The sequence below is a fragment of the Rhizobium sp. BT03 genome (assembly GCF_030053155.1).
GTDB lineage: Bacteria > Pseudomonadota > Alphaproteobacteria > Rhizobiales > Rhizobiaceae > Rhizobium.
This window is the reverse complement of record NZ_CP125643.1, coordinates 166,235-190,959: the sequence shown is the minus strand read 5'-3', so window position 1 is coordinate 190,959 and position 24,725 is coordinate 166,235. Positions and strand designations below refer to the sequence as shown.

The 24,725-nt window shown below is 58.1% G+C and carries 19 protein-coding genes and 6 pseudogenes; 17 read left to right on the top strand and 8 right to left on the bottom strand.

Annotated elements, in window-relative coordinates; genetic code table 11:
- Nucleotides 1-18: 18 nt before the first annotated feature.
- The 4 genes and pseudogenes from QMO80_RS28255 to QMO80_RS28240 form a co-directional block, all read right to left on the bottom strand.
- Entirely contained in the window at nucleotides 19-1,548 is a 1,530-nt protein-coding gene (locus QMO80_RS28255) for a class I tRNA ligase family protein (protein WP_237353193.1), read from the bottom strand.
- Nucleotides 1,549-1,775: 227 nt separating this feature from the next.
- Nucleotides 1,776-2,966: pseudogene (locus QMO80_RS28250) on the bottom strand (IS3 family transposase).
- Between the two features lie 261 nt (nucleotides 2,967-3,227).
- Nucleotides 3,228-4,142, bottom strand: a complete 915-nt coding sequence (locus QMO80_RS28245; protein ID WP_010034735.1) for a hypothetical protein — start codon at nucleotides 4,140-4,142, stop codon at nucleotides 3,228-3,230.
- A gap of 64 nt (nucleotides 4,143-4,206) precedes the next feature.
- Nucleotides 4,207-4,415 (bottom strand): annotated as a pseudogene (locus tag QMO80_RS28240) (insulinase family protein); the annotation flags it as partial.
- Nucleotides 4,416-5,079: 664 nt separating this feature from the next.
- On the opposite strand from QMO80_RS28240, the gene nodA reads away from it, so the two are divergent.
- Nucleotides 5,080-5,667 carry a nodulation N-acyltransferase NodA gene (nodA, locus tag QMO80_RS28235; protein ID WP_004679687.1) on the top strand — a complete coding sequence of 196 codons (588 nt, stop codon included), beginning with the start codon at nucleotides 5,080-5,082 and terminating at the stop codon, nucleotides 5,665-5,667.
- A gap of 410 nt (nucleotides 5,668-6,077) precedes the next feature.
- Here nodA and QMO80_RS28230 read toward each other — a convergent pair.
- A pseudogene (locus tag QMO80_RS28230) lies at nucleotides 6,078-6,458 on the bottom strand (GDP-mannose 4,6-dehydratase); the annotation flags it as partial.
- 309 nt (nucleotides 6,459-6,767) lie between these two features.
- Between QMO80_RS28230 and QMO80_RS28225 the strand changes: the two are divergent.
- The 12 genes and pseudogenes from QMO80_RS28225 (at nucleotide 6,768) to QMO80_RS28170 (ending at nucleotide 17,449) form a co-directional block, all read left to right on the top strand.
- Nucleotides 6,768-7,711 (top strand): annotated as a pseudogene (locus tag QMO80_RS28225) (IS630 family transposase).
- A gap of 250 nt (nucleotides 7,712-7,961) precedes the next feature.
- Entirely contained in the window at nucleotides 7,962-8,855 is an 894-nt protein-coding gene (nifH, locus tag QMO80_RS28220) for a nitrogenase iron protein (protein WP_004675840.1), read from the top strand.
- A gap of 107 nt (nucleotides 8,856-8,962) precedes the next feature.
- Nucleotides 8,963-10,465 carry a nitrogenase molybdenum-iron protein alpha chain gene (nifD, locus tag QMO80_RS28215; protein WP_010023084.1) on the top strand — a complete coding sequence of 501 codons (1,503 nt, stop codon included), beginning with the start codon at nucleotides 8,963-8,965 and terminating at the stop codon, nucleotides 10,463-10,465.
- A gap of 123 nt (nucleotides 10,466-10,588) precedes the next feature.
- Nucleotides 10,589-12,130: a nitrogenase molybdenum-iron protein subunit beta gene (gene nifK, locus QMO80_RS28210; protein WP_004677342.1), complete on the top strand. Its 1,542-nt coding sequence runs from the start codon at nucleotides 10,589-10,591 to the stop codon at nucleotides 12,128-12,130.
- Nucleotides 12,131-12,188: 58 nt separating this feature from the next.
- Nucleotides 12,189-12,479 (top strand): annotated as a pseudogene (locus QMO80_RS28205) (nitrogenase component 1); the annotation flags it as partial.
- A gap of 45 nt (nucleotides 12,480-12,524) precedes the next feature.
- Complete coding sequence (locus QMO80_RS28200) at nucleotides 12,525-13,013, top strand: NifX-associated nitrogen fixation protein (protein ID WP_009991126.1); 489 nt, start codon at nucleotides 12,525-12,527, stop codon at nucleotides 13,011-13,013.
- Nucleotides 13,014-13,037: 24 nt separating this feature from the next.
- Nucleotides 13,038-13,241 carry a CCE_0567 family metalloprotein gene (locus tag QMO80_RS28195; protein ID WP_009991124.1) on the top strand — a complete coding sequence of 68 codons (204 nt, stop codon included), beginning with the start codon at nucleotides 13,038-13,040 and terminating at the stop codon, nucleotides 13,239-13,241.
- Entirely contained in the window at nucleotides 13,238-13,555 is a 318-nt protein-coding gene (gene fdxB, locus QMO80_RS28190; RefSeq protein WP_004677870.1) for a ferredoxin III, nif-specific, read from the top strand. Before QMO80_RS28195 ends, fdxB begins: the two co-directional genes overlap by 4 nt.
- 750 nt (nucleotides 13,556-14,305) lie before the next feature.
- Nucleotides 14,306-14,713, top strand: coding sequence for a transposase (locus QMO80_RS28185; protein WP_080956205.1), 408 nt, complete (start codon nucleotides 14,306-14,308; stop codon nucleotides 14,711-14,713).
- Complete coding sequence (tnpB, locus tag QMO80_RS28180; protein ID WP_008536653.1) at nucleotides 14,710-15,057, top strand: IS66 family insertion sequence element accessory protein TnpB; 348 nt, start codon at nucleotides 14,710-14,712, stop codon at nucleotides 15,055-15,057. Before QMO80_RS28185 ends, tnpB begins: the two co-directional genes overlap by 4 nt.
- 45 nt (nucleotides 15,058-15,102) lie before the next feature.
- Nucleotides 15,103-16,758, top strand: coding sequence for an IS66 family transposase (locus QMO80_RS28175; RefSeq protein ID WP_016736070.1), 1,656 nt, complete (start codon nucleotides 15,103-15,105; stop codon nucleotides 16,756-16,758).
- Nucleotides 16,759-16,993: 235 nt separating this feature from the next.
- Nucleotides 16,994-17,449 carry a phasin gene (locus QMO80_RS28170; RefSeq protein WP_011053475.1) on the top strand — a complete coding sequence of 152 codons (456 nt, stop codon included), beginning with the start codon at nucleotides 16,994-16,996 and terminating at the stop codon, nucleotides 17,447-17,449.
- 13 nt (nucleotides 17,450-17,462) lie between these two features.
- On the opposite strand, the gene QMO80_RS28165 is transcribed toward QMO80_RS28170, so the two are convergent.
- A complete protein-coding gene (locus QMO80_RS28165; protein WP_085994811.1) occupies nucleotides 17,463-17,669 on the bottom strand; it encodes an NAD(P) transhydrogenase subunit alpha in 207 nt (68 codons plus the stop codon).
- Nucleotides 17,670-18,171: 502 nt separating this feature from the next.
- Here QMO80_RS28165 and hemN point away from each other — a divergent pair.
- Entirely contained in the window at nucleotides 18,172-19,524 is a 1,353-nt protein-coding gene (hemN, locus tag QMO80_RS28160) for an oxygen-independent coproporphyrinogen III oxidase (RefSeq protein WP_016737481.1), read from the top strand.
- A gap of 965 nt (nucleotides 19,525-20,489) precedes the next feature.
- Here hemN and QMO80_RS28155 read toward each other — a convergent pair.
- Entirely contained in the window at nucleotides 20,490-20,933 is a 444-nt protein-coding gene (locus QMO80_RS28155) for a pseudoazurin (protein ID WP_004674399.1), read from the bottom strand.
- Between the two features lie 306 nt (nucleotides 20,934-21,239).
- Nucleotides 21,240-21,957, bottom strand: a pseudogene (locus tag QMO80_RS28150) (cyclic nucleotide-binding domain-containing protein); the annotation flags it as partial.
- Between the two features lie 241 nt (nucleotides 21,958-22,198).
- Here QMO80_RS28150 and ccoN point away from each other — a divergent pair.
- The 3 genes from ccoN to QMO80_RS28135 are packed head-to-tail and all read left to right on the top strand — an operon-like array spanning nucleotide 22,199 to nucleotide 24,725.
- Nucleotides 22,199-23,821: a cytochrome-c oxidase, cbb3-type subunit I gene (gene ccoN / locus QMO80_RS28145; protein ID WP_004674403.1), complete on the top strand. Its 1,623-nt coding sequence runs from the start codon at nucleotides 22,199-22,201 to the stop codon at nucleotides 23,819-23,821.
- A gap of 8 nt (nucleotides 23,822-23,829) precedes the next feature.
- Complete coding sequence (ccoO, locus tag QMO80_RS28140; protein WP_004674404.1) at nucleotides 23,830-24,564, top strand: cytochrome-c oxidase, cbb3-type subunit II; 735 nt, start codon at nucleotides 23,830-23,832, stop codon at nucleotides 24,562-24,564.
- 8 nt (nucleotides 24,565-24,572) lie between these two features.
- The gene (locus QMO80_RS28135) at nucleotides 24,573-24,725 is read left to right on the top strand and encodes a cbb3-type cytochrome c oxidase subunit 3 (RefSeq protein ID WP_004674411.1); all 153 of its coding nucleotides are present in this window, start codon (nucleotides 24,573-24,575) and stop codon (nucleotides 24,723-24,725) included.

The following is a 24,725-nucleotide window of genomic DNA, read 5'->3' as shown; positions in this document are numbered from 1 at the left end:
GGTTGCCGTCATTAAAAGCTAAGAATTCGGCCGGACTTGCCTAAATCGTCTTTCATAAGCCTCTATGAAGGCTTCCGGAATCGGGTCGCTAAACAATGGGAAATCAACCGGTTTGCGTAAGCCGGTGCTTGGCCGGATAGTGCCGCCATCGAGCCCCGGCCGCCATCCGGCTCCGAAAAAGAAAGCACCATACCGCGCCGCAAGCATCGGGGTCACAGGATTAAGAAGGCTTAGAAATACGGAAACTTCCGCTGCGCTGACTGAGGTATCTGCCCTTGAAAAAGACGCAACGTCGAAAAAGGCGTCTATGGCGTCCATGGCATCCCAGACGCGCAAGTCCTGCACCGCTTCGGAATATCGTTTAACATTGTGGTTCTGCTCGACTGTCAGCTTGTCGGCCGTCAGCGTCTCGTTACATCCGGCGTACTTGCGCAAAGCCGTTTCGAAAGCACGAATTCTAGCCGCGGTCTGAAGCAGCCCCTCGATCAGAAAATCGTTGTCGTTTGCGCCAAATGGCTTGGCGATGCTAGCCAAATAGTAGCGCAGCACGTTCGTGTCGATATCTGCTGCCACCTCGTCAGCCCACACAGCGTGGTCACGGCTAGTAGAAAATTTCGCGCCTTCGAGCTTATAAAAGTCCTGAATTGCATGGTTGTATGGAATCGCATAACCGCGCGAGAACAAACTAGCAGTAACGCCGATCGTGTAATAAAACCGGTTATCCTGACCCATGAAGAATACGAGTCTCGTGCTCGCGTTGCGCATAGTGTCATCGAGATCTGCGCCATTTTGCTTGCAGAGGCGTTCGATTCCTGTCTCATAGCACCACAATCCTTCAAACCAAGTCATTAAAGTTTGGCCTGCCACCTCCACCGGGGAGTTCAAAGTCACACCACGGTCGAAATGCCGCGACATCGGCAATGCCATCAGTTTTGACCGTAGCCAGTCAAGTTCTTTGCGCTTTATGGATTCCGGCCATCCGCTCGCCTCAATGGCGTGATCGAGCCCCGGAGCAAATTTTTCAAGCTCAAAATGAACCTGTCGAATCGGGCGCAAGATAAGGCTCTGGCCGCATGTCGTGTGAATCGGGTTGCGTAGTAGATTGTGTTGCAGCGCCGAGCCGCAATCTTCGCAAAGGTTACTATCTGTTGGCGCGTTACAAGCTGGACACTCTCCGACCGCGAGTGAGTCTGCGGCGAACTCTTCGCACGTCCCGCAATACAGTTGCTCTCCGTCGCGCAGCTCAACGTAGCCGGACGCTCTTAGTTGGTCGTAGATCGCCAAGCTGCGGTCTTTGTGGTCTTCGCTTGAAGTCCTTACAAATACGTCCGGTTCAATATCAACTGACCGCAGACACTGCAGAATTTCTTCAATGTGCATGTGTGCGACGTCATCAACCGGCCTGCCAAGCTTTCGGGCTTTCACCAGCGTGTAAGTGCCATGTTCGTCCGCACCTGTCACGTGATAGGCCGCGTTGCCTACCATGCGGTGGTAGCGTACGAACACGTCGGCGAGAAGGTACACGCCACCTATATGCCCAAGATGCAGCTTGCCGTTCGGGCACGGCGGCGCCGAGCAGGCAAAAAAAGTATGTTGGTTTGCTCTCAATTCAATCCCACCATATCGAAAGGAACTTTAAGCTGGTTTGAGGGCTGCTATTTTTGATCGCGTGTTTTTGGTGCGGCGCTATATAGACCATCGTGTCCCCACTGACTGCGGAGGTTTCTCCATCGGATTGAAACACGCCGCTGCCCGAGTGACCTGCCACGGTACTTTCACCCAGCAGCGACTAGAGCCCCGGCGGTTTTGAGTACGCCAAGTGGCGCGGTGTGAGCAACCGGCGGAAACGCGAAGCTTTCATCTTGCGCAGCGTTGGAGCCGGTTGCGGCGATGGTCCCGGCAAAGTCTGCCGGGGTTTTGTATCCAAGCGATGAGTGCGGCCGGAAATGGTTGTAATCGTCCGCCCATTCAGCAATGGCGCTGCGGGCATGATCGAGGCCGAAGAACAGGCTTTCATTGAGTAACTCGTCGCGCATCCGACCGTTGAAACTCTCGACATAGCCGTTCTGCATCGGCTTTCCCGGCGCGATGTAGTGCCACTCGACCTTGTGATCCTTCGACCAGGCAAGGATGGCATTCGACGTTAGTTCGGTGCCGTTGTCGGAGACAATCATTCCTGGCTTGCCGCGTCGTTCGATCAGCGTCGTCAGTTCTCGGGCGACACGTCGACCGGAGATGGATGTGTCCGGGATCGCCGCCAGGCATTCGCGCGTTACGTCATCGACGATGTTGAGCACGCGAAACCTCCTTCCGCAAGCGAACTGGTCGTGCACGAAGTCTAGCGACCAGCGGGCATTGGCCTTAGCTTCGACCAGAAATCGGAGCACGCGTGCGGACAGCACGGCGTCTGGCTTTGCGCTTGCGAACGGAAAGACCTTCCTCGCGATAGAGCCGGTAGATGCGATTGACGCCGGACGGCTCTCCGTCCCGCCGAAGCAGGACGAACAGTCGCCGGTAGCCGAAACGCCGTCGCTCATTGGCGAGGTCGCGCAGCTTCGCTCGCAATTCTACCTCCGGCGGTCGGCAGGACCGATATCGCACCATCTTCCGATCCGCAGATATAATCTGGCAGGCCCGCCGTTCCGAAAGACCCATGACGGTCTTCAGATGCGCGACGGCGTCGCGTTTGGCGGCAGGCCCTACCATTTTTTTGCAAGAAGCTCGCGAAGTGCGGCTGCATCCAGCATCTGTTCGGCCAGCAGCTTCTTCAGTCTCGCGTTCTCGTCTTCAAGCGCCTTCAGCCGCTTCGCCTCGGAGACTTCCATGCCGCCGTATTTGGCTTTCCAATTATAAAATGTTGCTTCTGAAATTCCGTGCTTGCGGCAGAGGTCGGCCACCTTCGCGCCAGCCTCCTGCTCCTTCAGCACCGCAATAATCTGCTCTTCGGTAAATCTCTGCTTCTTCATTCATCCGTCCTTTAATGGGCCGGACTCTAATCCATTCTGGAGGAAATTCGCAGTGGCAGGTCATTTGGTCTCGATGTTGCACAAGGAGCCAATTCCAGCGGCCACGAAGTACTTGGTATGCACCCGTGGGAACAACATGGGCGCTTCAATTGAACGGAAACTCAAATTTATGGCTGGCTCTGACAAATTACGGACGATCAGCGATAGTTCGGGTCTCCAGCGGGATTGCAGCATGAGGCCGGCAGTCAATACCAAAGGACATTACTGCGACTTCGCCGAATGCCGGTAATAGACATCCGCCAGAATGTGGTGGTCATGGCGGTAGACTTCGGCCATGATATTATAGAGGCTTGGATCGTGAGCCTCGAAATCTTCTGATGTGGCAATGGTGAGATTGCCTCGGCTGTAAGCCAAGTTCGTATTGAACCAAAATCGCGTGCCCTCGGCCCAATACTCATCGACGTTGTTCTCCATATAGGAACACGCCCAGAGGCCTTTCTCGTAGGCGTGCGAATAGGCACGTTCAACTCGTGCAACGAGATCAGGATCTACCGTGCGCAGCGCGTTGAAAATATTATGTGAGAATTCGTGAACAAGAATGTTCCCGCCGTAATACCGCGTGCCCGGCACGCCCATCAAATTCTCCACAGCTCCCGTCGTGTAGAGCCCGCCCATGCCGCGCGCCCTTTGTGCCCAGTAGTCTCGGGCAGTCATCTTGCCGATCGTGTTGGCGTAATCCCGCCGCTCGTCAGGGGTGAGACGTGGATCATCGGGAAGAGGCTTCTTCCAATCCCGCTGCTCGGGAATATCAGTCGTCGTCTCGTCAATTGCCATGACGCCCACCCGCGCTCCAGCCTGGATTAAAGCATCGCGGACATCACGGCGTTCTGACAACATGTAGAGGACAATGTCACGTGAGATCAATAGTGCCGTGTCTGGAACCTTGTTTGACGAAATAATAGGTATGCCCGCTGCGTCAGCATATTTGGCATAAAATGGATCCAGATTGAGTGATGTCGGTGGGCTGCGAACTATGAAAGTCTCGAAACTCGATACATCAGCCGCGGACAAAGGCGAGTCAGATAAGACATTCTCAGCGCCGCCGAGTCTGCCTGCGGATGCAGCAAGAAGGTACCCACCGCACAACACCATCCCCATCGAGCATACATCCATCATCGTGACCTCTCGTTAACGGCTGTCTTTCGTGAGACGACGCAACAACCGTGCCAGTCACTAAGTATTTCCTCGGGGGCTCATCGGCGCCGCCGGCTCTGTACCAGACCATGTGCGTGACGATCGGCATCCGGTGACCAGGGTATGACGATCACCTCATACCGTTATCTAGGAGAAAATTGCGATCTCGCGGCCGCCTCGCCAGTCCTGGGAGGCGTTTGCTGTGTCCGGGGTCCTAAAAGCTTGCACCGGAAACGCACTGATCTGCGAATCCATTCCTGTACCCATCATCTTCTCCCGAGGTCGGGATCGCCAGGCAAGTATGTCCTCTGGCAATCTTCGCCGATACCCAGCGTGCCGGTCCATGGGCTGCGATAGCCAAAGCGAACCAGGGCGTTTTGCGAGGGGAACCCCTTTCAGATTCAACAGGAGAATGCTGCTGCCTATCGCCGCGTCCCATTTTGTGTGGAATCAGACTGTCGCAAACCGAACATTCCGAAAAAACCCCTCCGCCAGGTCGGGTCGTTCGACGACTTTCGACGCCGGGATAGACCAGCCCGGTTCCGCCGATGGTTCTAATGTGATCTCGACAATTTGCCTGATTATCGCCGAAAACGTCTTTGGCTTGCTTCTGCCTGAGTAGCGAGCCTCTCAGTCATGGTCAACTTTTCAGTTCAATGTCCTGGATGCCTGATCAAGATGATCCAGCATGATGGACAAGGCGGCATGTTCACGAAGAAGTTGGAGCCCGGCCGCTTCATCTGGCGTCGGCAGCCGATGGCAGGCCGATTGATTGGAACGCATCCATTGGACGGATGAGTTCCATCCAAACAAATGATTTCACCAGCTTATACCAGTGCCATTAGAAGCGCCCCAACGAGTGCGTATCAAGTAGTTGCTCTGTCGACGCCTGGACAGAGTATTAAGTGGAGGTTTAGGTATGAGCCCTCAGGTGCGGTGGAAAGTGTGCTGGGAAAACGAGTTGGAGCTCTCTGACCACACGGAGCTCGCAGATTTCTTTCGGAAGACCTATGGGCCAACTGGAGCTTACAACGCCCTTCCATTCGAAGGTGCTCGTAGTTGGTCAGGAGCTAGGCCCGAGCTTCGCGTAATAGGCTATGATGCGCACGGTGTGGCCGCTCACATGGGGTTGTTGCGTCGTTTCGTTCGGGTTGGCGAGGTCGATCTACTCGTATGCGAGCTTGGATTGTGGGGCGTGCGTCCAGATCTTGAGGGGTACGGCATTAATTCGATGCGCATTGTTTACCCAGTGCTGCAGCAACTTGGCGTTCGGTTTGCGTTCGGCGGTGTTCGGCAGGCGTTGCGCAACCTTGTTCTCAGGCTCTGCCGAAATGGTCTTGCGACGGTTTTGGAAGGGGTACGCGTGCGATCCACCCTTGCCGATGTTTATCTCAACCTCCCGCCGACGCGCTGTGAAAACGTAATTTTGGTAGTATTCCCAATAGGATGCTCAATGAGTGATTGGCCATCGGGGACCTTGATCGAGCGGAATGGCCCTGAGCTATGAAAGAGCATGGTCCCATAGCTGAAGTTATCCGAAGAGACGGTGGCGGCCCAGTGATCGGTGCGTCTATTTAACCCTCGATGACGGACCGACCCACACGATGACACATCCCGCACCTTTCGATCTGCGAACGCTTAGACGTCAAGCGTGAGATATTCGAGACAAGCAGGACCATCAGGAACATATGCCCCGAAGCCTCGGTACCGCAATCCGGGCACCTGGTGGAAGTATGAACATCATCGGCTAATGCCGTATTTTTGCGCGCTCGCGGGTTCACGATCCGCGCTCCTCGTTCGACCCGCTAACTGACGCCACTGCCGCAGAGCACGGCATCGGAGCCTGCGCACAAGCGCACTGCCGACCATACTGCGATGGCCGACAACCCAGATCTTCTTGTTGGACAAGTCGTACACTCAGAGCTCTTCCCGGCTGTTCAGGGCCTTCCAGTGCTTGACATCCTCGCGCACCATCTCGGCGACGAGCTCCTGAACCGGGGCCTTGTGTTGCCAGCCCAGCTTCTGGCGGGCCTTGGTCGGATCACCGGCAGAAGATCAACTTCCGTCGGGCGGAGGTATCGAGGATCGACTTCAACAAGGCAGGCACCGGACGCGGAGTCGTAGCCAGTCTACGCCGGACGCCTTCCATTCCAAAGTAATGTTCACGTCGGCAAAAGCCCGCTCGAGAAATTGGCCGACACTCGTCGTCTCGCCGGTCGCCAAGACGTGGCCATCCGGTTTGTCCTGCTGCAGCATGCGCGACATGCCCTCGACATACTCACGTGCGTGGCCCCAGTCGTAGCTCCTGGCGCTGTTTTTGGCCAGCTGTCGGGCGCGGCGGGCCTGCGCGATCGAAGTTGGCTTGTTCAGCCACAAGGCGAAGCTCTATCACCTGGGCGCTCGCAGCGTCTCCCGTGCGATACGCCATTTCTCTCTTGGCTACAGGGATGTGCGATTGTCTCCTGTTTTCAAAGCTCTTTGTCCTGCTGATGGTCGCGGTCGCGCTGGCGCGCGGTCGACCTAGACATGTCCTGCGATTGATGAATCGATTGTGAGGTGACGAGAGCGACCGAAGCTGATTCAACATCCACAGCGGAGAAGTGGATGATGGGACAGGCCCTGAGCGATGATCTCCTAATACGGGTTTTGAAAGCGTCTGCGGCGGGCATGTCGGCTCGACAGGCTGCGGCTCGTTTCGGAGTTGGGATTTCGACGGCGATCCGCTGGATTGAAGAGCGAAAGAGGGTGAGTTAACTGCTCTGCCACAGAGCTGGAGACGACCTTCGGCAGTGGATGCACACGAGGAATTCGTTGTCGCGTTGATCAACGAGCGTAGGGATGTGACGCTCGATGAGATGGTTGAGCGCTTGTCCGTCGAGCGGCAGGTGAAGATCAGCCGCAGCGCACTTGGCGCCTGGCTTCGAGGCCGTGGGTGGACCTTTAAAAAAAGACCGCACACGCACTGGAGCAGGACCGACCGGACGTCCTGAAGCGCCGGCGCGCCTGGTTCGATGGTCAATTGGACCTCGATCCGGAGAAACTGATCTTCATCGACGAAACCGGCCTCTCGACCAAGATGTCACGTCTGCGCGGACGTGCATTGCGAGGTGAGCGTTTGCCGTGCCGGCGTGCCGCACGGCCATTGGAAAACAACGACTTTCACCGGTGCGTTGCGCCTCAGCGGAATGACCGCCCCATTCGTCTACGATGGCGCGATGAACGGCAACGTCTTCCTTGCGTATGTCGAACAGGTGCTGGTGCCGCCCCTGGAGATCGGCGACGTCGTCATTATGGATAACCTGCCTGCACACAAGATAGCCGGTGTCCGCGATGCCATCGAACGTGCCGGCGCCAAGCTCATGTTCCTGCCGCCCTATAGTCCGGACTTCAATCCAATCGAGAACGCATTCTCGAAGCTGAAAGCCATGTTGCGAGGCCGAGCCGAGCGAAAGATCGATGCTCTATGGGATGCGGTCGGGGCCTTGATACCGCGCTTCACTGCGGCAGAATGCGCAAACTACCTTAAGGCCGCTGGATATGACCCAGATTGAGCAGGATTTGCTCTAGCGGTGCAAGTGATGCCATCACGACACCGTCTGTCGGCTTTGTCTGATCGGCGACATTAGGTTTGTTTGGCAGTTTCCTGTGGTGGTTCGGAGTAACTTTCTGAAACCCAACAAAAGGATCTTTCCTTTGGCTCGATCGGCCCACATGGCACGGGTTTTGAAGATTGCCATGCGAGGCGGCGCGAGCTGCCTGCCTTTTACTCAGCGATGGATGGAACGAAAGAAGGAAGGCGATATGTCAGATTTGCGTCAAATCGCATTTTACGGCAAAGGGGGGATCGGCAAGTCCACCACCTCCCAAAATACGCTCGCAGCGCTTGTCGACCTCGGGCAGAAGATCCTGATCGTCGGATGCGACCCGAAAGCCGACTCCACCCGGCTGATCCTGAACGCCAAAGCACAGGACACGGTTCTGCATCTGGCAGCGCAGGAAGGTTCGGTGGAAGACCTTGAGCTCGAGGACGTGCTCAAGGCCGGCTACAAAGGCATCAAGTGCGTGGAGTCCGGCGGTCCGGAACCGGGCGTCGGCTGCGCCGGGCGCGGCGTCATCACCTCGATCAATTTCCTTGAAGAGAACGGTGCATATGACGATGTCGACTACGTCTCCTATGACGTGCTCGGCGATGTGGTGTGCGGTGGCTTTGCGATGCCGATCCGTGAGAACAAGGCCCAGGAGATCTACATCGTGATGTCCGGCGAGATGATGGCGCTCTATGCCGCCAACAACATCGCCAAGGGCATCCTGAAATATGCCCATTCCGGCGGCGTGCGGCTCGGCGGCCTGATCTGTAACGAGCGCCAGACGGACCGCGAGCTCGACCTCTCCGAGGCGCTGGCTGCCAGGCTCAATTCCAAGCTCATCCACTTTGTGCCGCGTGACAACATCGTCCAGCACGCCGAGCTCAGGAAGATGACGGTGATCCAGTACGCGCCGGACTCCAAGCAGGCCGGGGAATATCGGGCGCTAGCCGAGAAGATCCATGCCAATTCGGGCCAAGGGACCATTCCGACCCCGATTACCATGGAAGAGCTCGAAGACATGCTGCTCGACTTCGGCATCATGAAGAGCGACGAGCAGATGCTGGCCGAACTACAGGCCAAGGAGTCAGCGGTGGTTGCGGCTCAATAACTGCCGCTGTCGACAGGACGCGCTGGCCCTTGCGCCAGCGCGTCCTTCCAAGAAAGCCGCTTCGGCGACGACGACCTAACCCGAACCTTGAAAGGGGGCAGGGGCCCATGAGCCTTGATTACGAGAATGACAGCGTTTTGCATGAACAGCTCATTGCGGAAGTATTAGCGCAATATCCAGACAAGGCGGCGAAGCGCCGCAAGAAGCACCTCAGCGTCGCAACGAGCGGCGACGAGCCTGGCGATGAGCCGAAGGCCCTTTCCGAATGCGACGTCAAATCGAACATCAAGTCCATTCCGGGCGTGATGACGATCCGCGGCTGCGCCTATGCCGGTTCCAAAGGCGTGGTATGGGGGCCGGTCAAGGACATGGTCCACATCTCGCACGGGCCGGTCGGTTGCGGTCATTATTCCTGGTCGCAACGCCGCAACTACTACGTCGGCCTGACGGGCATCGACACGTTCGTGACGCTGCAGTTCACCTCAGACTTCCAGGAAAAGGACATCGTGTTCGGCGGCGACAAGAAGCTTGAACAGGTCATCGACGAGATCGAGGAGCTTTTCCCCCTCAACAACGGCATCAGCGTGCAGTCGGAATGCCCGATCGGGCTGATTGGCGACGACATTGAGGCGGTGTCGCGCAAGAAGGCCAAGGAGCACGAAAAGACGATCGTGCCGGTACGCTGCGAGGGCTTCCGCGGCGTCTCGCAATCGCTCGGCCACCACATCGCCAACGACGCCATCCGTGACTGGGTTTTCGACAAGAACGAAGTCGAGTTTGAGACCGGCCCTTACGATGTCAACGTCGTCGGCGACTACAATATCGGTGGCGACGCGTGGGCTACGCGCATTCTATTGGAGGAGGTGGGGCTGCGCGTGGTCGGCAACTGGTCGGGTGATGCCACGCTCGCTGAGGTCGAGCGCGCGCCAAAGGCCAAGCTGAACCTCATCCACTGCTACCGCTCGATGAACTACATCTGTCGGCACATGGAGGAAAAATACGGCATCCCGTGGATGGAATACAATTTCTTTGGTCCGTCCCAGATCGAAACCTCCCTGCGCGAAATAGCCAAGCACTTCGGTCCGGAAATCGTCGACAAGACCGAGGCTGTCATCACCAAGTACCGGCCCCTGGTCGATGCTGTCGTCGATAAGTACCGGCCGCGCCTCGAAGGCAAGACGGTGATGCTCTATGTCGGCGGCCTGCGTCCTCGCCACGTCATCACGGCCTATGAGGACCTCGGCATGCGGATCGTCGGCACCGGCTACGAGTTCGCCCACAACGACGACTATCAGCGCACCGGCCATTATGTGAACAAGGGTACGCTGATCTATGACGACGTGACCGGTTACGAGCTGGAAAAGTTCATCGAAGGCATCCGCCCCGACCTTGTTGGGTCCGGCATTAAAGAGAAGTATCCGGTGCAGAAGATGGGCATCCCCTTCCGCCAGATGCACTCCTGGGATTATTCCGGCCCGTATCACGGCTATGACGGCTTCGCCATATTCGCCCGCGACATGGATCTGGCCATCAATAATCCGGTGTGGGATCTCTACGACGTCCCCTGGAAAAAAGAGGCCGCGCCAGCTGAGGCGGTTGCGGCCGAATGAGAGCCTGGCCTGTCTTGGGAAGGGGCAGGCCAGGCTCTTCCCATCGGACTTGATCCGCACTCGTGACAGATGACATCCCATTGCCGCCACCGGTGCGGCGCGATGAAAAGAAAGGTGCTTACTATGCCGCAGTCGGCGGAAAAAGTTCTCGACCATGCTCCCCTGTTCCGCGAGCCGGAATACAGGCAGATGCTCGCCGAGAAGAAAGCCAATTTCGAATGCCCCCACCCGGATCAGGTCGTTGCCGATCAAAACGACTTCACGAAGACCTGGGAGTATCGCGAAAAGAACCTGGGCCGCGAAGCCCTGGTCGTGAACCCGGCCAAAGCCTGCCAGCCGCTCGGTGCCGTCTTCGCAGCCGCAGGCTTTGAGCAAACGATGTCCTTCGTCCATGGCAGCCAGGGCTGCGTCGCTTATTACCGTTCGCATCTGTCGCGTCACTTCAAGGAGCCTTCATCGGCGGTCTCGTCCTCGATGACGGAGGACGCGGCAGTGTTCGGCGGGTTGAAGAACATGGTCGACGGGCTCGCCAATACATACAAGCTCTACGATCCGAAGATGATCGCCGTCTCGACCACCTGCATGGCCGAAGTCATTGGAGACGACCTCCACGGCTTCATCGAAAACGCAAAGAACGAAGGGTCGGTCCCGCACGACTTCGATGTTCCTTTCGCCCACACGCCTGCCTTCGTCGGCAGCCACGTCGATGGCTATGACGGCATGATCAAGGGCATTCTGGAGAACTTCTGGAAAGGCAACGAGCGGAAGGAGGTTGCTCAAGCCATCAACATCATTCCCGGCTTCGACGGCTTCTGCGTCGGCAACAACCGCGAACTGAAGCGCCTGCTCGACATGATGGGCGTATCCTACATCTTCATCCAGGATGCCTCCGACCAGTTCGACACGCCGTCTGACGGTACGTACCGCATGTATGACGGCGGCACGAAGATCGAGGACTTGAAAACGGCGTTGAATGCCGAAGCGACCCTGTCGCTGCAGCACTATAACACGCGCAAAACGCTGGAATATTGCAAGGAGGTCGGTCAGGTTACGGCTTCGTTCCATTATCCGCTGGGTGTTCAGGCGACCGACGAATTCCTGATGAAGGTCTCGGAGATTACCGGCAAGGAAATTCCTCCGGCAATCGGCCTGGAACGCGGCCGTCTCGTCGACGCTATGGCAGATAGCCAAGCCTGGCTGCACGGGAAGAAATACGCGATCTACGGCGATCCTGACTTCGTCTACGCCGTTGCCCGGTTCGTCTTGGAAACCGGCGGTGAGCCGACCCACTGCCTTGCTACCAACGGCACGTCGGCCTGGGAAGCCGAGATGAAGGCGTTGCTCGCATCCTCGCCCTTCGGCAAGGATGCCCAGGTCTGGGCGGGCAAGGACCTGTGGGCGTTGCGCTCGCTGCTCTTTACCGAGCCGGTTGATCTTATGATCGGCAATTCCTATGGCAAGTATCTCGAGCGCGACACCGGCACCCCATTGATCCGGCTGACCTTTCCGATATTCGACCGGCACCATCACCACCGTTTCCCGCTCATGGGCTACCAGGGCGGCCTGCGCGTCCTGACGACGATCCTCGACAAGATCTTCGACAAGCTCGATCGCGAGACGAGCGAGCCGGGTGTGACGGACTATTCTTACGACCTGACCCGCTAGGAGCGGCGGCGGTCGGCCTTGTGAGGCCGGCCGCCTTCATCTGAACTTGGAGACCGCAATGCCCTTGCTCAATGCTAAAGTCCAGGATGTCTTTGACGAGCCTGCCTGCGAGAAGAACCGCAGCAAGGATTCCAAGGCGCGCAAAAACGGCTGTTCGAAGCCGCTGATCCCCGGGGCGGCAGCCGGCGGATGCGCTTTCGATGGCGCCAAGATCGTGCTGCAGCCGATCACCGACGTCGCGCACCTGATCCATGGGCCTCTCGGCTGTGAGGGCAATTCCTGGGACAACCGCGGATCGGCTTCTTCAGGTCCCACGCTCTGGCGCACGAGCTTCACGGCGCTGACCGAAGCAGGCGCCATTGAAAAGAAGCCTTTCGATGAGGAGGACTAAGAAATGGGTACATTGACAGGAAGTACGAATGGCCCTGCTGTCAACGAAGATGGGGATCTCGCCACCCCTTTTCTCAGATGCCTGATAAGGCTCATCCGCGCTCAGGATGCCCATGGGGCGTGGGAAGGCAAATCGGACACTGACCTGCTGGCCGACTTCATCCTCACCAAGGAGCAGCGCCGTAAGATCCCGATCATAGGCGATCCGGATCCTGATGTGCTGTGGAGGCTACAGAACTTTTACAGTTGCGTGGGGCTTGTGATCGAAGAGTGCACAGGCCTGTTGGCATCGCCGATCATGACGATCGGCCATGAGGGCTTCGGCCGCTTGCTTTTGACGACTGGACGGTTGGTCGTTCTGTCGAAGACCCTGCGCGATGTCCACCGGTTCGGCTTTGAGACGCTAGGCAAGCTCGCCGAGACCGGCACGAAAATGGTCGATGACGCTATTGAAGTTATCGAAACCTATCCCGACGTGGCGCGGGCATCATGAAATCAATTTTCGAGGAAAGAGATCATGTCAGACATTGTGGAGCAGCTGAAAAAGGTCCGCAAGCTGCAGTCCCGCGCCGCCGCTGCGAAGATGGAGTTGCACGATCTTGCCGAGGACCTTCCGATTAATTGGGCTAGAATCAAGACCATTGCAGGAGAGACGTTCGACGCCTTCGCCGAGTTGAACGCTGCGAAGGAAGAGCTCGCTGCATTGGAGAATTCACGATGACTGGCCCTTTCGTCACGCGCGACGGCTCCAGCTGGGTGCCGGAGTACCTGACCTGCATCGATGCTACAACCTGCATCGGCTGTGGCCGATGCTTCAAAGCCTGCTCTCGCGAAGTCATGCACCTCTATGGCGTCGGTGAAGCGGGTGAAATCCTCGGCATCTGCGACGACGAGGAGGAAGACTTCGATGGCGAGCTCAATCGTATGATCATGGTTGTCGATGAGGCCGGCCGCTGCATTGGTTGCGGCGCCTGCGCGCGCGTCTGCCCGAAGAACTGTCAGACCCATGTCGCGGCAGACAAGGTTACTGCGTGATCTCGCGAACAAGTCAACGCTGTTACCTTCAGATCGTTTGTTGTCTCCTGCTGCTCGTCGTCTGCGCAAACGAACGAACGTAGTTACTTCGTGTGGCATTCCATCCACAAAGTTGGCGCTGCGATGGTGGCTAGTTCGTCGCTTCTTTCAATAGGACTTTTTTAAAAGCGCGAAGTGGCGATCGCTGTCTCGTCGCCCTCGGCGATGAACTTATCCGGTTGCCAAGGCAGATGCCCCGCGATTGGATCGCCACAGATCGTGCCGTTCGTGTCCCATGCCTGATCCGCGGATGCGGCGGTTCTAATCAATGGCGGCCGGTGCAAAGAAGGCACTGCAATTGCACGCAATGTCTCGCGCAAGCTGACCGTCGAGGTAAGCACCAGTGCGCAGCTGACGGAGGCACTTGCGGCGAGGACCGCAACGCCACTTTCCACCCCGCAGGCTCAATACGATCCGACACAGGACGATCCTGAGCGCGGTTGAATTACATGCTAATTCCCTTGTCCCCAGCGCAACCGTCGACATTTCTCGCAAATGTCGGGCATCCGCCACTTTTGTCAGGTTTGTCGTGATTGGAACGTTTTGTTCGCCGGTCTCTCCGTCAAATACACATCAACCTGCCCTCAACCCGCCCATTGATAAAAGAAAATCATCTTCTTGGCGCGTCGGAGCGTAAGCCCACGGTGAAGGCCGTCTTGCGATAGAGGGCTTCTGACTGCCAGTCCTAGTGGTAACACTAGGAGTAGTCATATGACGAAGCATCCAATTGAGGTGATCACGTCTGTAGAGCGCCGTCGGCGCTGGTCACGCGAAGATAAAGAGCGCCTTGTCGCTGCGTGCTTTGAGCCAGACGCGGTCATCTCCGAGATTGCCCGCGCGGCCGGCATCCATGTCAGCCAGTTGTTCCGTTGGCGCAAAGAGCTTTGCCGGATCGACGAGCCAAGGTCTGATACGGCGACTTTGGTGCCGGTGATCGTATCCGAGGCCGCTTCGACAGTCTCTCCCGTTCAACCGGAATCGCCCACCACATCCCACCCTCGTCGGAAGCGTAGCGATGTGACAATCGAGCTTGGACGGGGTCGGCGCGTGCGCGTGGATAGCGACATCGATACGGATGCCCTTGGCCGGATTCTCGATTGCGTGCTGGGGCTGCGATGATTCCGGTTCCGAGTGGCGTGAAGGTCTGGCTGGCGACAGGCCACACCGATATGCGAAAAGGCTTCCCCGGTTTGTCGTTGATGGTGCAGGAGGCGCTGAAGCGCGACCCGATGTGTGGACACCTGTTCGTATTCCGCGGCCGCGGTGGCGGTCTGATCAAGGTGATCTGGCATGACGGCCAGGGCGCTTGCCTGTTCACGAAGAAGCTGGAGCGCGGCCGCTTCATCTGGCCATCAGCGGCCGATGGCACGGTGGTGATCACGCCTGCGCAGCTCGGTTATCTGCTGGAAGGTATCGACTGGCGGATGCCGCAAAAGACCTGGCGGCCGACGTCGGCCGGATAAGCAAAAACACTGGAATGACAGGGTCGAATATGATTCCATCCTGTCATGAGCAATGCGACCGAAGAGCTTCCGGACGACCTTGCCAGTGCGCTTGCACTGCTGGCCCAGGAACGCGCTCGACGTGTCGCAGCCGAAGCAGAAGCAGCGACCGCCAAGGCAGAAGCCGCCAGCGCAAAGGCACTCGTATCGCATTCCGAGGCGCTGATCGCGCGGCTGAAGCTGGAGATCGACAAGGTTCGCCGTGCACTCTACGGCAGCCGGTCCGAGCGCAAGGCGCGGCTCCTGGAGCAGATGGAACTGCAGCTCGAGGAGTTGGAAGCGGACGCCGGTGAAGATGAACTGGCGGCGGAGATCGCAGCCAAAGCTTCAGCCGTCAAAGCCTTCGAGCGCAAGCGTCCGTCACGCAAGCCCTTTCCCGAACACCTGCCGCGTGAGCGCGTCGTAATCGCCGCTCCCACGAATTGCGCCTGTTGTGGATCGGTTAAACTGTCGAAGCTTGGTGAAGACATTACCGAGACCTTGGAAGTCATCCCGCGTCAGTGGAAGGTCATCCAGACGGTGCGGGAGAAGTTCACCTGCCGCGAGTGTGAGAAGATCACGCAGTCACCCGCACCCTTCCATGTGACACCCCGCGGTTTTGCCGGGCCGAACCTGCTGGCGATGATCCTGTTTGAGAAGTTCGCCCAGCACCAGCCGCTCAATCGCCAGAGCGAGCGCTACGCCCGCGAGGGCGTCGACCTCAGCTTGTCGACGCTGGCCGATCAGGTTGGAGCATGTGCCGCGGCGTTGAAGCCCATTCACTCCCTGATCGAGGCGCATGTCCTTGCTGCCGAACGTCTGCACGGCGACGACACGACCGTGCCGATCCTGGCCAAGGGAAAGACCGATACGGGCCGCATCTGGACCTATGTCCGGGACGATCGGCCGTTCGGAGGGCTCTCTCCGCCGGCGGCCCTTTACTATGCCTCGCGGGACCGACGGCAGGAGCATCCGGAGCGCCACCTGAAGACCTTCAACGGCATTCTGCAGGCGGACGCCTATGGCGGCTACAATCCGCTGTTCAAGGTTGATCGCGATCCAAATCCTCTAAGGCAGGCGTTTTGTTGGGCACACTCGCGGCGTAAGTTCTTCGTGCTCGCCGACATTGCCGCAAATGCCAAGCGTGGAAAGAACGCCGCGCCGATCTCGCCTATGGCGCTCGAAGCCGTCAAACGGATCGACCGCCTGTTCGATATTGAGCGCGAGATCAACGGGCTTACGGCCGATCAACGCCTGGAGCGTCGCCGGAGAGACTGTCTGCCACTCGTCGATGATCTGCAGGTCTGGCTTCAAACCGAGCGGGCAAAGCTCTCACGCAGTTCTCCGGTGGCGGAGGCGATCGACTACATGCTCAAGCGCTGGGATGGCTTCACATCATTTCTGCAGGACGGCCGGATTTGCCTGACGAATAATGCGGCAGAGCGAGCGCTCAGAGGCTTTGCGCTCGGCAGAAAATCCTGGCTCTTCGCCGGATCAGACCGCGGTGCAGATCGTGCGGCCTTCATGGCCACATTGATTATGACGGCAAAACTCAACGACATCGATCCGCAGGTGTGGCTGGCCGACGTTCTTGCCCGCATCGCTGATACGTCGATTACCAGGCTGGAGCAGTTGCTTCCGTGGAATTGGACGCCGCCGACCGTCAACGCTCAAGCGGCCTGACCTGCGGCCTTCACCGGAGCCTTACGTCGGAGCAGTTGGCATGGTGTTTGCTGATCCCTGGTTACAAGCGGCAGAAAGCAGTCTGCATGATGCCGGTTCATGAAACGAACGGAACGGAGGCCACCTGACCGTTCGTCATCGGATCCGCGTTCTACCAAGCGGCCATGCATCCGCCGGCGGAAGGGTCAATCCCGATGTCACAGCTTGCAACCAACTCAAAGAGAAGGAAAATGCAATGACCAAGATTTCCGAAAGATCCTTTGAAACGATCGAAAACCCGGGGTCATCGTCGCTCAAGGTGCCAGATCAGTTCGGCGCATCTGTTGAAAAGGGGAACAAGAAGGTGACAGAGGCTTTTTTGAAACTTGCGTCCGGCGCTGAAGCGACACAGAAAATGCTGCCTCCGATCCTCGAAACGACAAGTCTATTCGGCAACGAATTGTGGTGGAAGACGATCGCTGCACTGCAGGCCGACGCCGAGGCCAGCTTCTCACATTTGCAAGCTTTGCTGGGCGCGAATTCGCCGTCGCAGATCCTCGAACAGCAGTCGACCTTTTTCCGCAAGCGCGTTGAGACAAGTTTGCAGCACGCCAAGGAAGTCCGGGTGCTCTCAAGCAGGGCGGTGGAGGAAATCTCAAAGCCGGTCAAGGATGCTTTTGACAAGGTGCTGACGGACCTCAAGGCGACGTAAAACTGAGGAGACCCTAGAAATACCGCGCGGTGATCTGCCCGGTGAAGAAACACCTGAAGTTCGCACTCGCTTCGATGACCGCCCGGTAACCCCGATCTTTCCCATTCATCTTCTGTGCACGGCTGATGCGCGGGACCATGTCTATGGCGCTTATATTCGCGCCCGAATGCAGAGCCCGCTTGAGCAACTCATTGTTGGCTGCGGGATAGAAGAAAGCGATTAGCGTCTTTTCAGGCGACAGCAGGGCGACCTCATTGATCGAGGCGCACCTTGACGATCACGTCGGCGGCCGCGGCGAGGGCCTGTGGAATTGGAAAACGACCACGACTTCCGCGTTTCGGTAGGCTTCGCTCGAGATTCCCGCCGTTAGGCCGGCACCAGTTCCACTGGCGATCAACAAACTATCGCCGGGGGCCAGCGCATGGAGCGAGCCGAAACCGTGGGATGGCTCGACCGGCGACAGCACGCGGACACCAATTTGTTTCACCCGTTTTGCGTATCAGTCATTCTTGCTCATTTCCTTGTGGCACGTCTCTTCGAACAGCCGGGACCGCGGCTCGACCCATGTCAGAACGAGATGTTAGGCGGGTTCGAAAGTGCTGACTTTCACAGCGGACAAAGATCCGGCTGATTCTGGCCTGAGACGTCATCATTGATTTGGGACAAGGAAGCCGGCGCGGCCGGAGATCATAAAGCATCCTGTTTTGAAAAGGGATGCGAAAATGTCTGATGATCTGATCGCCAAATACGGCGATGCGCGGGTTCCGCGTTATACGAGTTACCCGACGGCGGCGGCTTTTTCTGCAGCCGTGGGGCCGGATGAATATGCCGGCAATCTCGCCCATATCGCCGCGGCTGGCCCGGTTTCGGTTTATCTCCACGTCCCGTTCTGCCGTTCGATATGCTGGTACTGCGGCTGCCACACGACCATCACCCGGCAAGACGCTCCGGTCGCCGACTATCTCGACGTGATGAAGGAAGAGATCGAGCTCGTCTCTTTTGCGGCCGGAAACGACGTGCCCGTCAAGTACGTGCATTTCGGCGGCGGCACGCCGTCGGTCATGAAGCCGCAGGAATTTTCGGCTCTAATGGCAAAGCTCAGGAGTGCCTTCACGTTTGAAGCGAAAGCCGGCGTCGCAGTCGAGATCGACCCTCGCACATTGGTCGCCCCCATGATCGATGCGCTCGCCGAAAACGGCGTCGACCGCGCAAGCCTCGGCGTCCAGAGCTTCGATCCGATCGTGCAGGCCGGTATCAAGCGGCTGCAATCCTTTGAGCAGACGGAAAGGGCGGTCGCCGGGTTGCGCTCAGCAGGCGTCAGCAGCATCAACTTCGACCTAATTTATGGCCTTCCGAAACAGACTGTCCAATCTTGCATCGAGACGGTCCGGCTGGCTGCAGAACTGCGTCCCGAACGTTTCGCCGTTTTCGGTTACGCTCACATACCCGCTTTTAAGAAACATCAGCGCCTGATCGACGAAGCATCGCTGCCGGACGCAAAACAGCGGAACGAGCAGGCGGAAGTGATCGCCGAGGAGCTCCAGAAGGCCGGATATCTGCGCATTGGGCTCGATCATTTTGCACTGCCGAACGATCAGTTGGCGCTCGCCGCGCGCAACAGAACGCTGAGGAGAAACTTCCAGGGCTATACCACGGATGATTGCGATAGCCTGATCGGCCTCGGCGCATCTGCGATCGGGCGGCTGCCGGCCGGCTATATGCAGAACCACGTGCCTCTCGGCCTCTATGCCGAGCGAATTGCCTTCGGGGTGCTGCCGACCGCCAAGGGATATCTTCTCAGCGAGGAGGACAAGCTTCGGGCGAGGGTCATCGAGAGGCTGATGTGCGATTTCGAAGCCGATCTCGGCCAGTTGAGCAGCGGATCGGGTTTCGACACCGGCTTCCTTGTCGAGCGCAACGACCGTCTCGGCGAGCTCATGGCCGACGGCGTCGTGACGATCAGCGGTGAGCGGATTGTCGTATGCGAGGAGGCGCGCTTCATGGTCCGTGCAGTCGCGGCGGCATTCGACGCCTATTTTAGCTCGCACGGGCACACGCACAGCAAGGCAGCCTAGTACTTGTCGCCGGAAGTGTGCATCGGTTCCGGCGACACGAAACGCATCAAAGGCCGCGCGAGAAGACATCGAGTTCCCGTTTCTCGATCGAGGACCCTGCAGTTATCTTCCCAGGAGTCCCGTCGACAACGGCACGTCGAGGAGGATCGACGTCGCAAGTTCGTGTGAAGCAGGGCGGGCGCACTCACAAATACGGTCATCGGGCCGCCCTGTCACAAGTAGATGGGCGCCCGTATCACCGCCTGGACGTCGAGGTCGTTATCGTCGAGCTTTTCGGCTCATTCAAATACAGCTCGATCTCGGCAGGCCCTGGCCCAGGGTATCGTTGGCGACTGACGTCGAACCTTTAAGGTGGCGTGGGCAAGCGCCGGTCCGCAGAGTTGTGCCCATCGCGATTATGGCGGCCGCGCAGGCGCCTGAAGGAGCCTTTTCGCGAGGTGAGCTACCGAGCGCCACATGATCGACGGCTCTCGCCCTCTCACGAACGCGGTTGTTCGAGCACGTCGAAGGACGAGGCAGGGGTCTCCTAGTTGTAGGACTTGCCTGCCGCGGGGATTTCGATCAAACGTTCGACGGCGCCTTCCGTGCAATTCTTGGGTAACCAGAACGAGACCCCGGGTTTTGGCTGGCATCTCCTTCGCGACTGCCGCGCAAAAAAACGACCTCGTTATATTCGTCGTCAGCGAGATTGCCGCCGGGCTAGTGATCTTGCCCACGCGTTCCTTCACAGGTCTGCCGTGCAGATCATAGCTCTTTTCACAGGCCACATTCACTTTCTCGACGGTCCCACCAGGTTTCGGCATCGGCTTTGCCGACAACCGTGTCCGACCACTGCCTTGGACGTCTTGCCTGACAGCGCCTGGCTCTGCTCGATGCTCACTGAGCATCAGCTGCTCCTGGCGAGGCAAACAGCTGCCACGAAAGCCATCGTCATGGGCTGCGCGGTCATCCGCACCTGCTGTGTCTCACTGGGTGATGTTTGTGAGGTCGGCATCGAGCCGCTTGCGCACCATGTTCGGCACCTTTGCAGTCTTGATCGCTTCGAGATTGGGCGGACTGTCACCCACCTGGATCAGGGCAACCATGCCCATGCCGGAATGTGGGGTGCATTTCAGGACATAGACGCCTGGAACATCGAATTTCGCGCGATATAGCTCATTCGGCTTTGACTTGAAGTCGGCAACGCCATCCGGAATGAGGCCTTTGAAGGTTTCGACGTTGTGGCCCTTGTCGGTGGGGATGAAGGTGACGGTGTCGCCGGGGGCGATCTTCAGGAAGCCAGGCTCGAACACCATCGCGCCTTCCGTGCCTTTGTTGAGCATCCGAACCTGGTGGTCGGCCGCCATCAACGGCGCTGCCGAAACAATCAAGGCTGCCGCTGCAGCGATCAGACCGAATTTTAACCGCATTTGCAAGCTCCTTTTCTGCGAGACCCAATCAGCCTCATGAATGTGTCTTAGCAGATGCCGGAATTGGGCTCTTTGACGCCCGTCAAATTCGGGGAAAAAAGGCAGAAGGTCCCAATTTTTGCCTGCTTGCCCAGCGCCCTTGCGAGGGACATGGCAGCCTGCAAGCGATGTAGGAATCACCGAAGGACAAGCACGCTCGGCGAACGTCGGCGCTGCTGAACAGCTTAGGATTGCCGTGACTGAGCTCATATCGCGTCGAGAAGTTCGCGGAGGGCATGAATGTCGATCCCGCGGCTTGTCGCGTGTGTTGAGGTTTACCCTCTGACAGAAATCCTCGGAAAAATCATCAGTGTCGCCCGATAACCGTACCAGCGGGCAAGATTGACGTTCCGCAGGTCGTGCCTGCCCTCGGGAATAACGATGTTGCGCGACGCAAGTTTCGTAACGGTGTGGGCCAGGGTCTCAATGGTCAGGCCGAGATGATCCGCAATGTCTTGACGATTCATGGAAACGCGCAACGGACCTTGGCGGACGCGGGTTGCGCCGGAATGCAAGCTTCACGATGAAGCTGCAGGGGCGCTCCTCGGCGTTCTTCTTCGGCAACAGCACCATCTGTTCATGCGAAGCGGCCGCCTCCTGCCAGAGCAACGAGAGCTAGGTCGAGCGAGCGCATTAGACCGAGCGACTTCCCCGTGGAAACTCATGTGCGATATCCGGCGGATCTTGCATTTCGTGACGGCCTCAGCCGTAAATAGGAAATCGTTTTGCAGCGACGCGCCGTTGAGATCGCCGGCGAATTGAAGAGCGATTATCACCCGACGATCTTTCGCCGATGATACGAAGCAGGCGCACGACACCTTCTTCCACCTGGACAAGATGGTTGCTTATCACCCTCCCACCAAATCGCCTTACCGGCTGCGACGGCCTCGGCCGCCGAGCCTACGAACAGCGAAGAGAGGGATTGGCCGGCATGTATGGCTTCGCGCCCCTTCGCGCCATTGTCGAACGCGTGGTTGTTCTGCACAGCATCTTCATCGCCCCTTGTGGCAGTGGGTGCGGTAGAAAGCAGCTGCGTCACACGGGAGTAAGCGGGCGGTGCCAAAGGGGGAAGTTTGCAACAGAGTGTAACAACGTCGGTTCGTCCACCGCTTCCAGTCCGCTTGTTGATGTAGATCAAGGAGCCGTTCCCGTCTTCGTGACAGTCCTGCCTCGAAATCCGAGAAAGCCGGCCGCGAGGCGGTCGTCTGCGCACTGGAGACGACATCATGAATTACACGACAGAAACGATGGTGATCGCGGTCGCAGCGTTTCTGGCGCTGCTCGCGGCCGCATTCGCGCACGATCATCTGTTTGCAGTCCATATGGGTATACTTTGCCTCTGCCTGGTTGCGGGAACGCTGCTGCTTGTCAGAAACGCAGAGTTTTCGCCGACGGGCCAACAGCGCAAAACAGAGCTTACGGGCTATTGCGACGAGGTAATCCGCTACGGCCTGATCGCTACGGTGTTCTGGGGCGTCGTCGGCTTCCTCGTCGGCGTGATCATCGCGCTGCAGCTCGCCTTTCCCGACCTCAACATCGCGCCCTATTGGAATTTCGGAAGATTGCGGCCGGTTCACACATCGGCGGTGATCTTCGCCTTCGGCGGCAACGCGCTGATCATGACATCCTTCTATGTGGTGCAACGCACCTGTCGCGCGCGTCTCTTCGGAGGAACACTCGCCTGGTTCGTCTTCTGGGGCTACCAGCTGTTCATCGTGATGGCTGCGACCGGCTACGTGATCGGCATCAATCAGTCGCGCGAATATGCCGAGCCCGAATGGTACGTCGACCTGTGGCTTACCATCGTCTGGGTCGCCTATCTGGCCGTCTATCTCGGAACGATCCTGAAGCGCAAAGAGCCGCATATCTACGTGGCAAACTGGTTCTATCTCAGCTTCATAGTCACCATTGCGATGCTGCATGTGGTCAACAACCTCGCTGTTCCGGCGTCGTTCCTCGGCTCCAAGAGCTATTCTCTCTTCTCCGGCGTCCAGGATGCACTCACCCAATGGTGGTACGGCCACAACGCCGTCGGCTTCTTCCTCACCGCCGGCTTCCTGGGGATGATGTACTATTTTGTGCCGAAGCAGGCCAACCGGCCGGTTTATTCCTACCGGCTGTCGATCATCCACTTCTGGGCCCTGATCTTCATGTATATCTGGGCCGGCCCGCATCATCTGCATTACACGGCGCTGCCTGACTGGGCGCAGACGCTCGGAATGGTCTTCTCCGTCATGCTCTGGATGCCCTCCTGGGGCGGCATGATCAACGGTTTGATGACCCTTTCGGGCGCCTGGGACAAAATTCGCACCGACCCGATCATCCGGATGATGATCGTCGCCATCGCATTTTATGGGATGTCGACCTTCGAAGGCCCGATGATGTCGATAAAGGCGGTCAATTCGCTCAGCCACTATACCGAATGGACGATCGGTCACGTGCATTCCGGAGCACTTGGCTGGGTGGGTATGATCACCTTCGGGGCGATATACTACCTGACGCCGAAACTGTGGGGGCGCGAGCGCCTCTACAGCCTGCGGATGGTCAACTGGCACTTCTGGCTCGCGACGCTCGGGATCGTGATCTACGCCGCGGTGCTCTGGGTCGCGGGCATCCAGCAGGGGCTGATGTGGCGAGAATACAATTCCCAGGGCTTCCTCGTCTATTCCTTCGCTGAAACGGTCGCGGCGATGATCCCCTATTACGTGCTGCGTGCCGTCGGCGGAGCACTCTACCTAGCGGGTGGCCTCGTCATGGCCTGGAACGTGTTCATGACGATCCGCGGCCACCTGCGCGACGAAGCGCCAATCCCGACCAGTTTGGTGCCCCAGGCACAGCCTGCCGAGTGAGGTGAGACATGGCATCGTTACTTGATAAACATAAGACCCTCGAGAAGAACGCGACGCTTCTTCTGGTCGGCTCGCTGCTGGTCGTCAGCATTGGCGGCATCGTTGAAATCGCACCGCTGTTCTACCTGCAGAACACGATCGAAAAAGTGGAAGGCATGCGGCCCTACACGCCGCTAGAGCTCGCCGGACGGAACATCTACATCCGTGAAGGCTGCTATCTCTGCCACAGCCAGATGATCCGGCCGTTCCGTGATGAGGTCGAACGTTACGGCCATTATTCGCTCGCCGCGGAATCGATGTACGACCACCCGTTCCAATGGGGATCCAAGCGGACAGGGCCCGATCTGGCCCGCGTCGGGGGGCGTTACTCGAACGAATGGCACGTCCAGCATCTCGCAAATCCGCGGGCCGTGGTGCCGGAATCAATCATGCCGAGCTACGCCTTCCTCGAAGAGAAGGAGGTGACGGTCAGGAGTATCGGAGAGGACCTCAAGGCCAATGAGGACGTGGGCGTGCCTTACAGCGACGACATGCTGGCGAATGCCGAGGCCGACATGAGAGCCCAGGCCGATCCGAACGCGGACACGGCGGCTCTACTCAAGCGCTACCCAAATGCGAATGTCGGCGATCTCGACGGCGATCCAACCCGGCTGACCGAGATGGACGCGCTGGTGTCCTACCTGCAGATGCTCGGAACGCTGGTTAATTTCTCGACCTATGACGACGCGACCGGCTACCGGTGAGGTGATCCATGGAAACTTACACTGCAATGAGACACTTCTCCGACAGCTGGGGCCTCCTGGCAATGGCCGCATTCTTCGTCGGCGCGGTCATGCTCACCCTTCGCCCAGGTAGCAAGCAGACGGCCAAAGATGCCGCCGATATTCCCTTGAAGGACGATTGA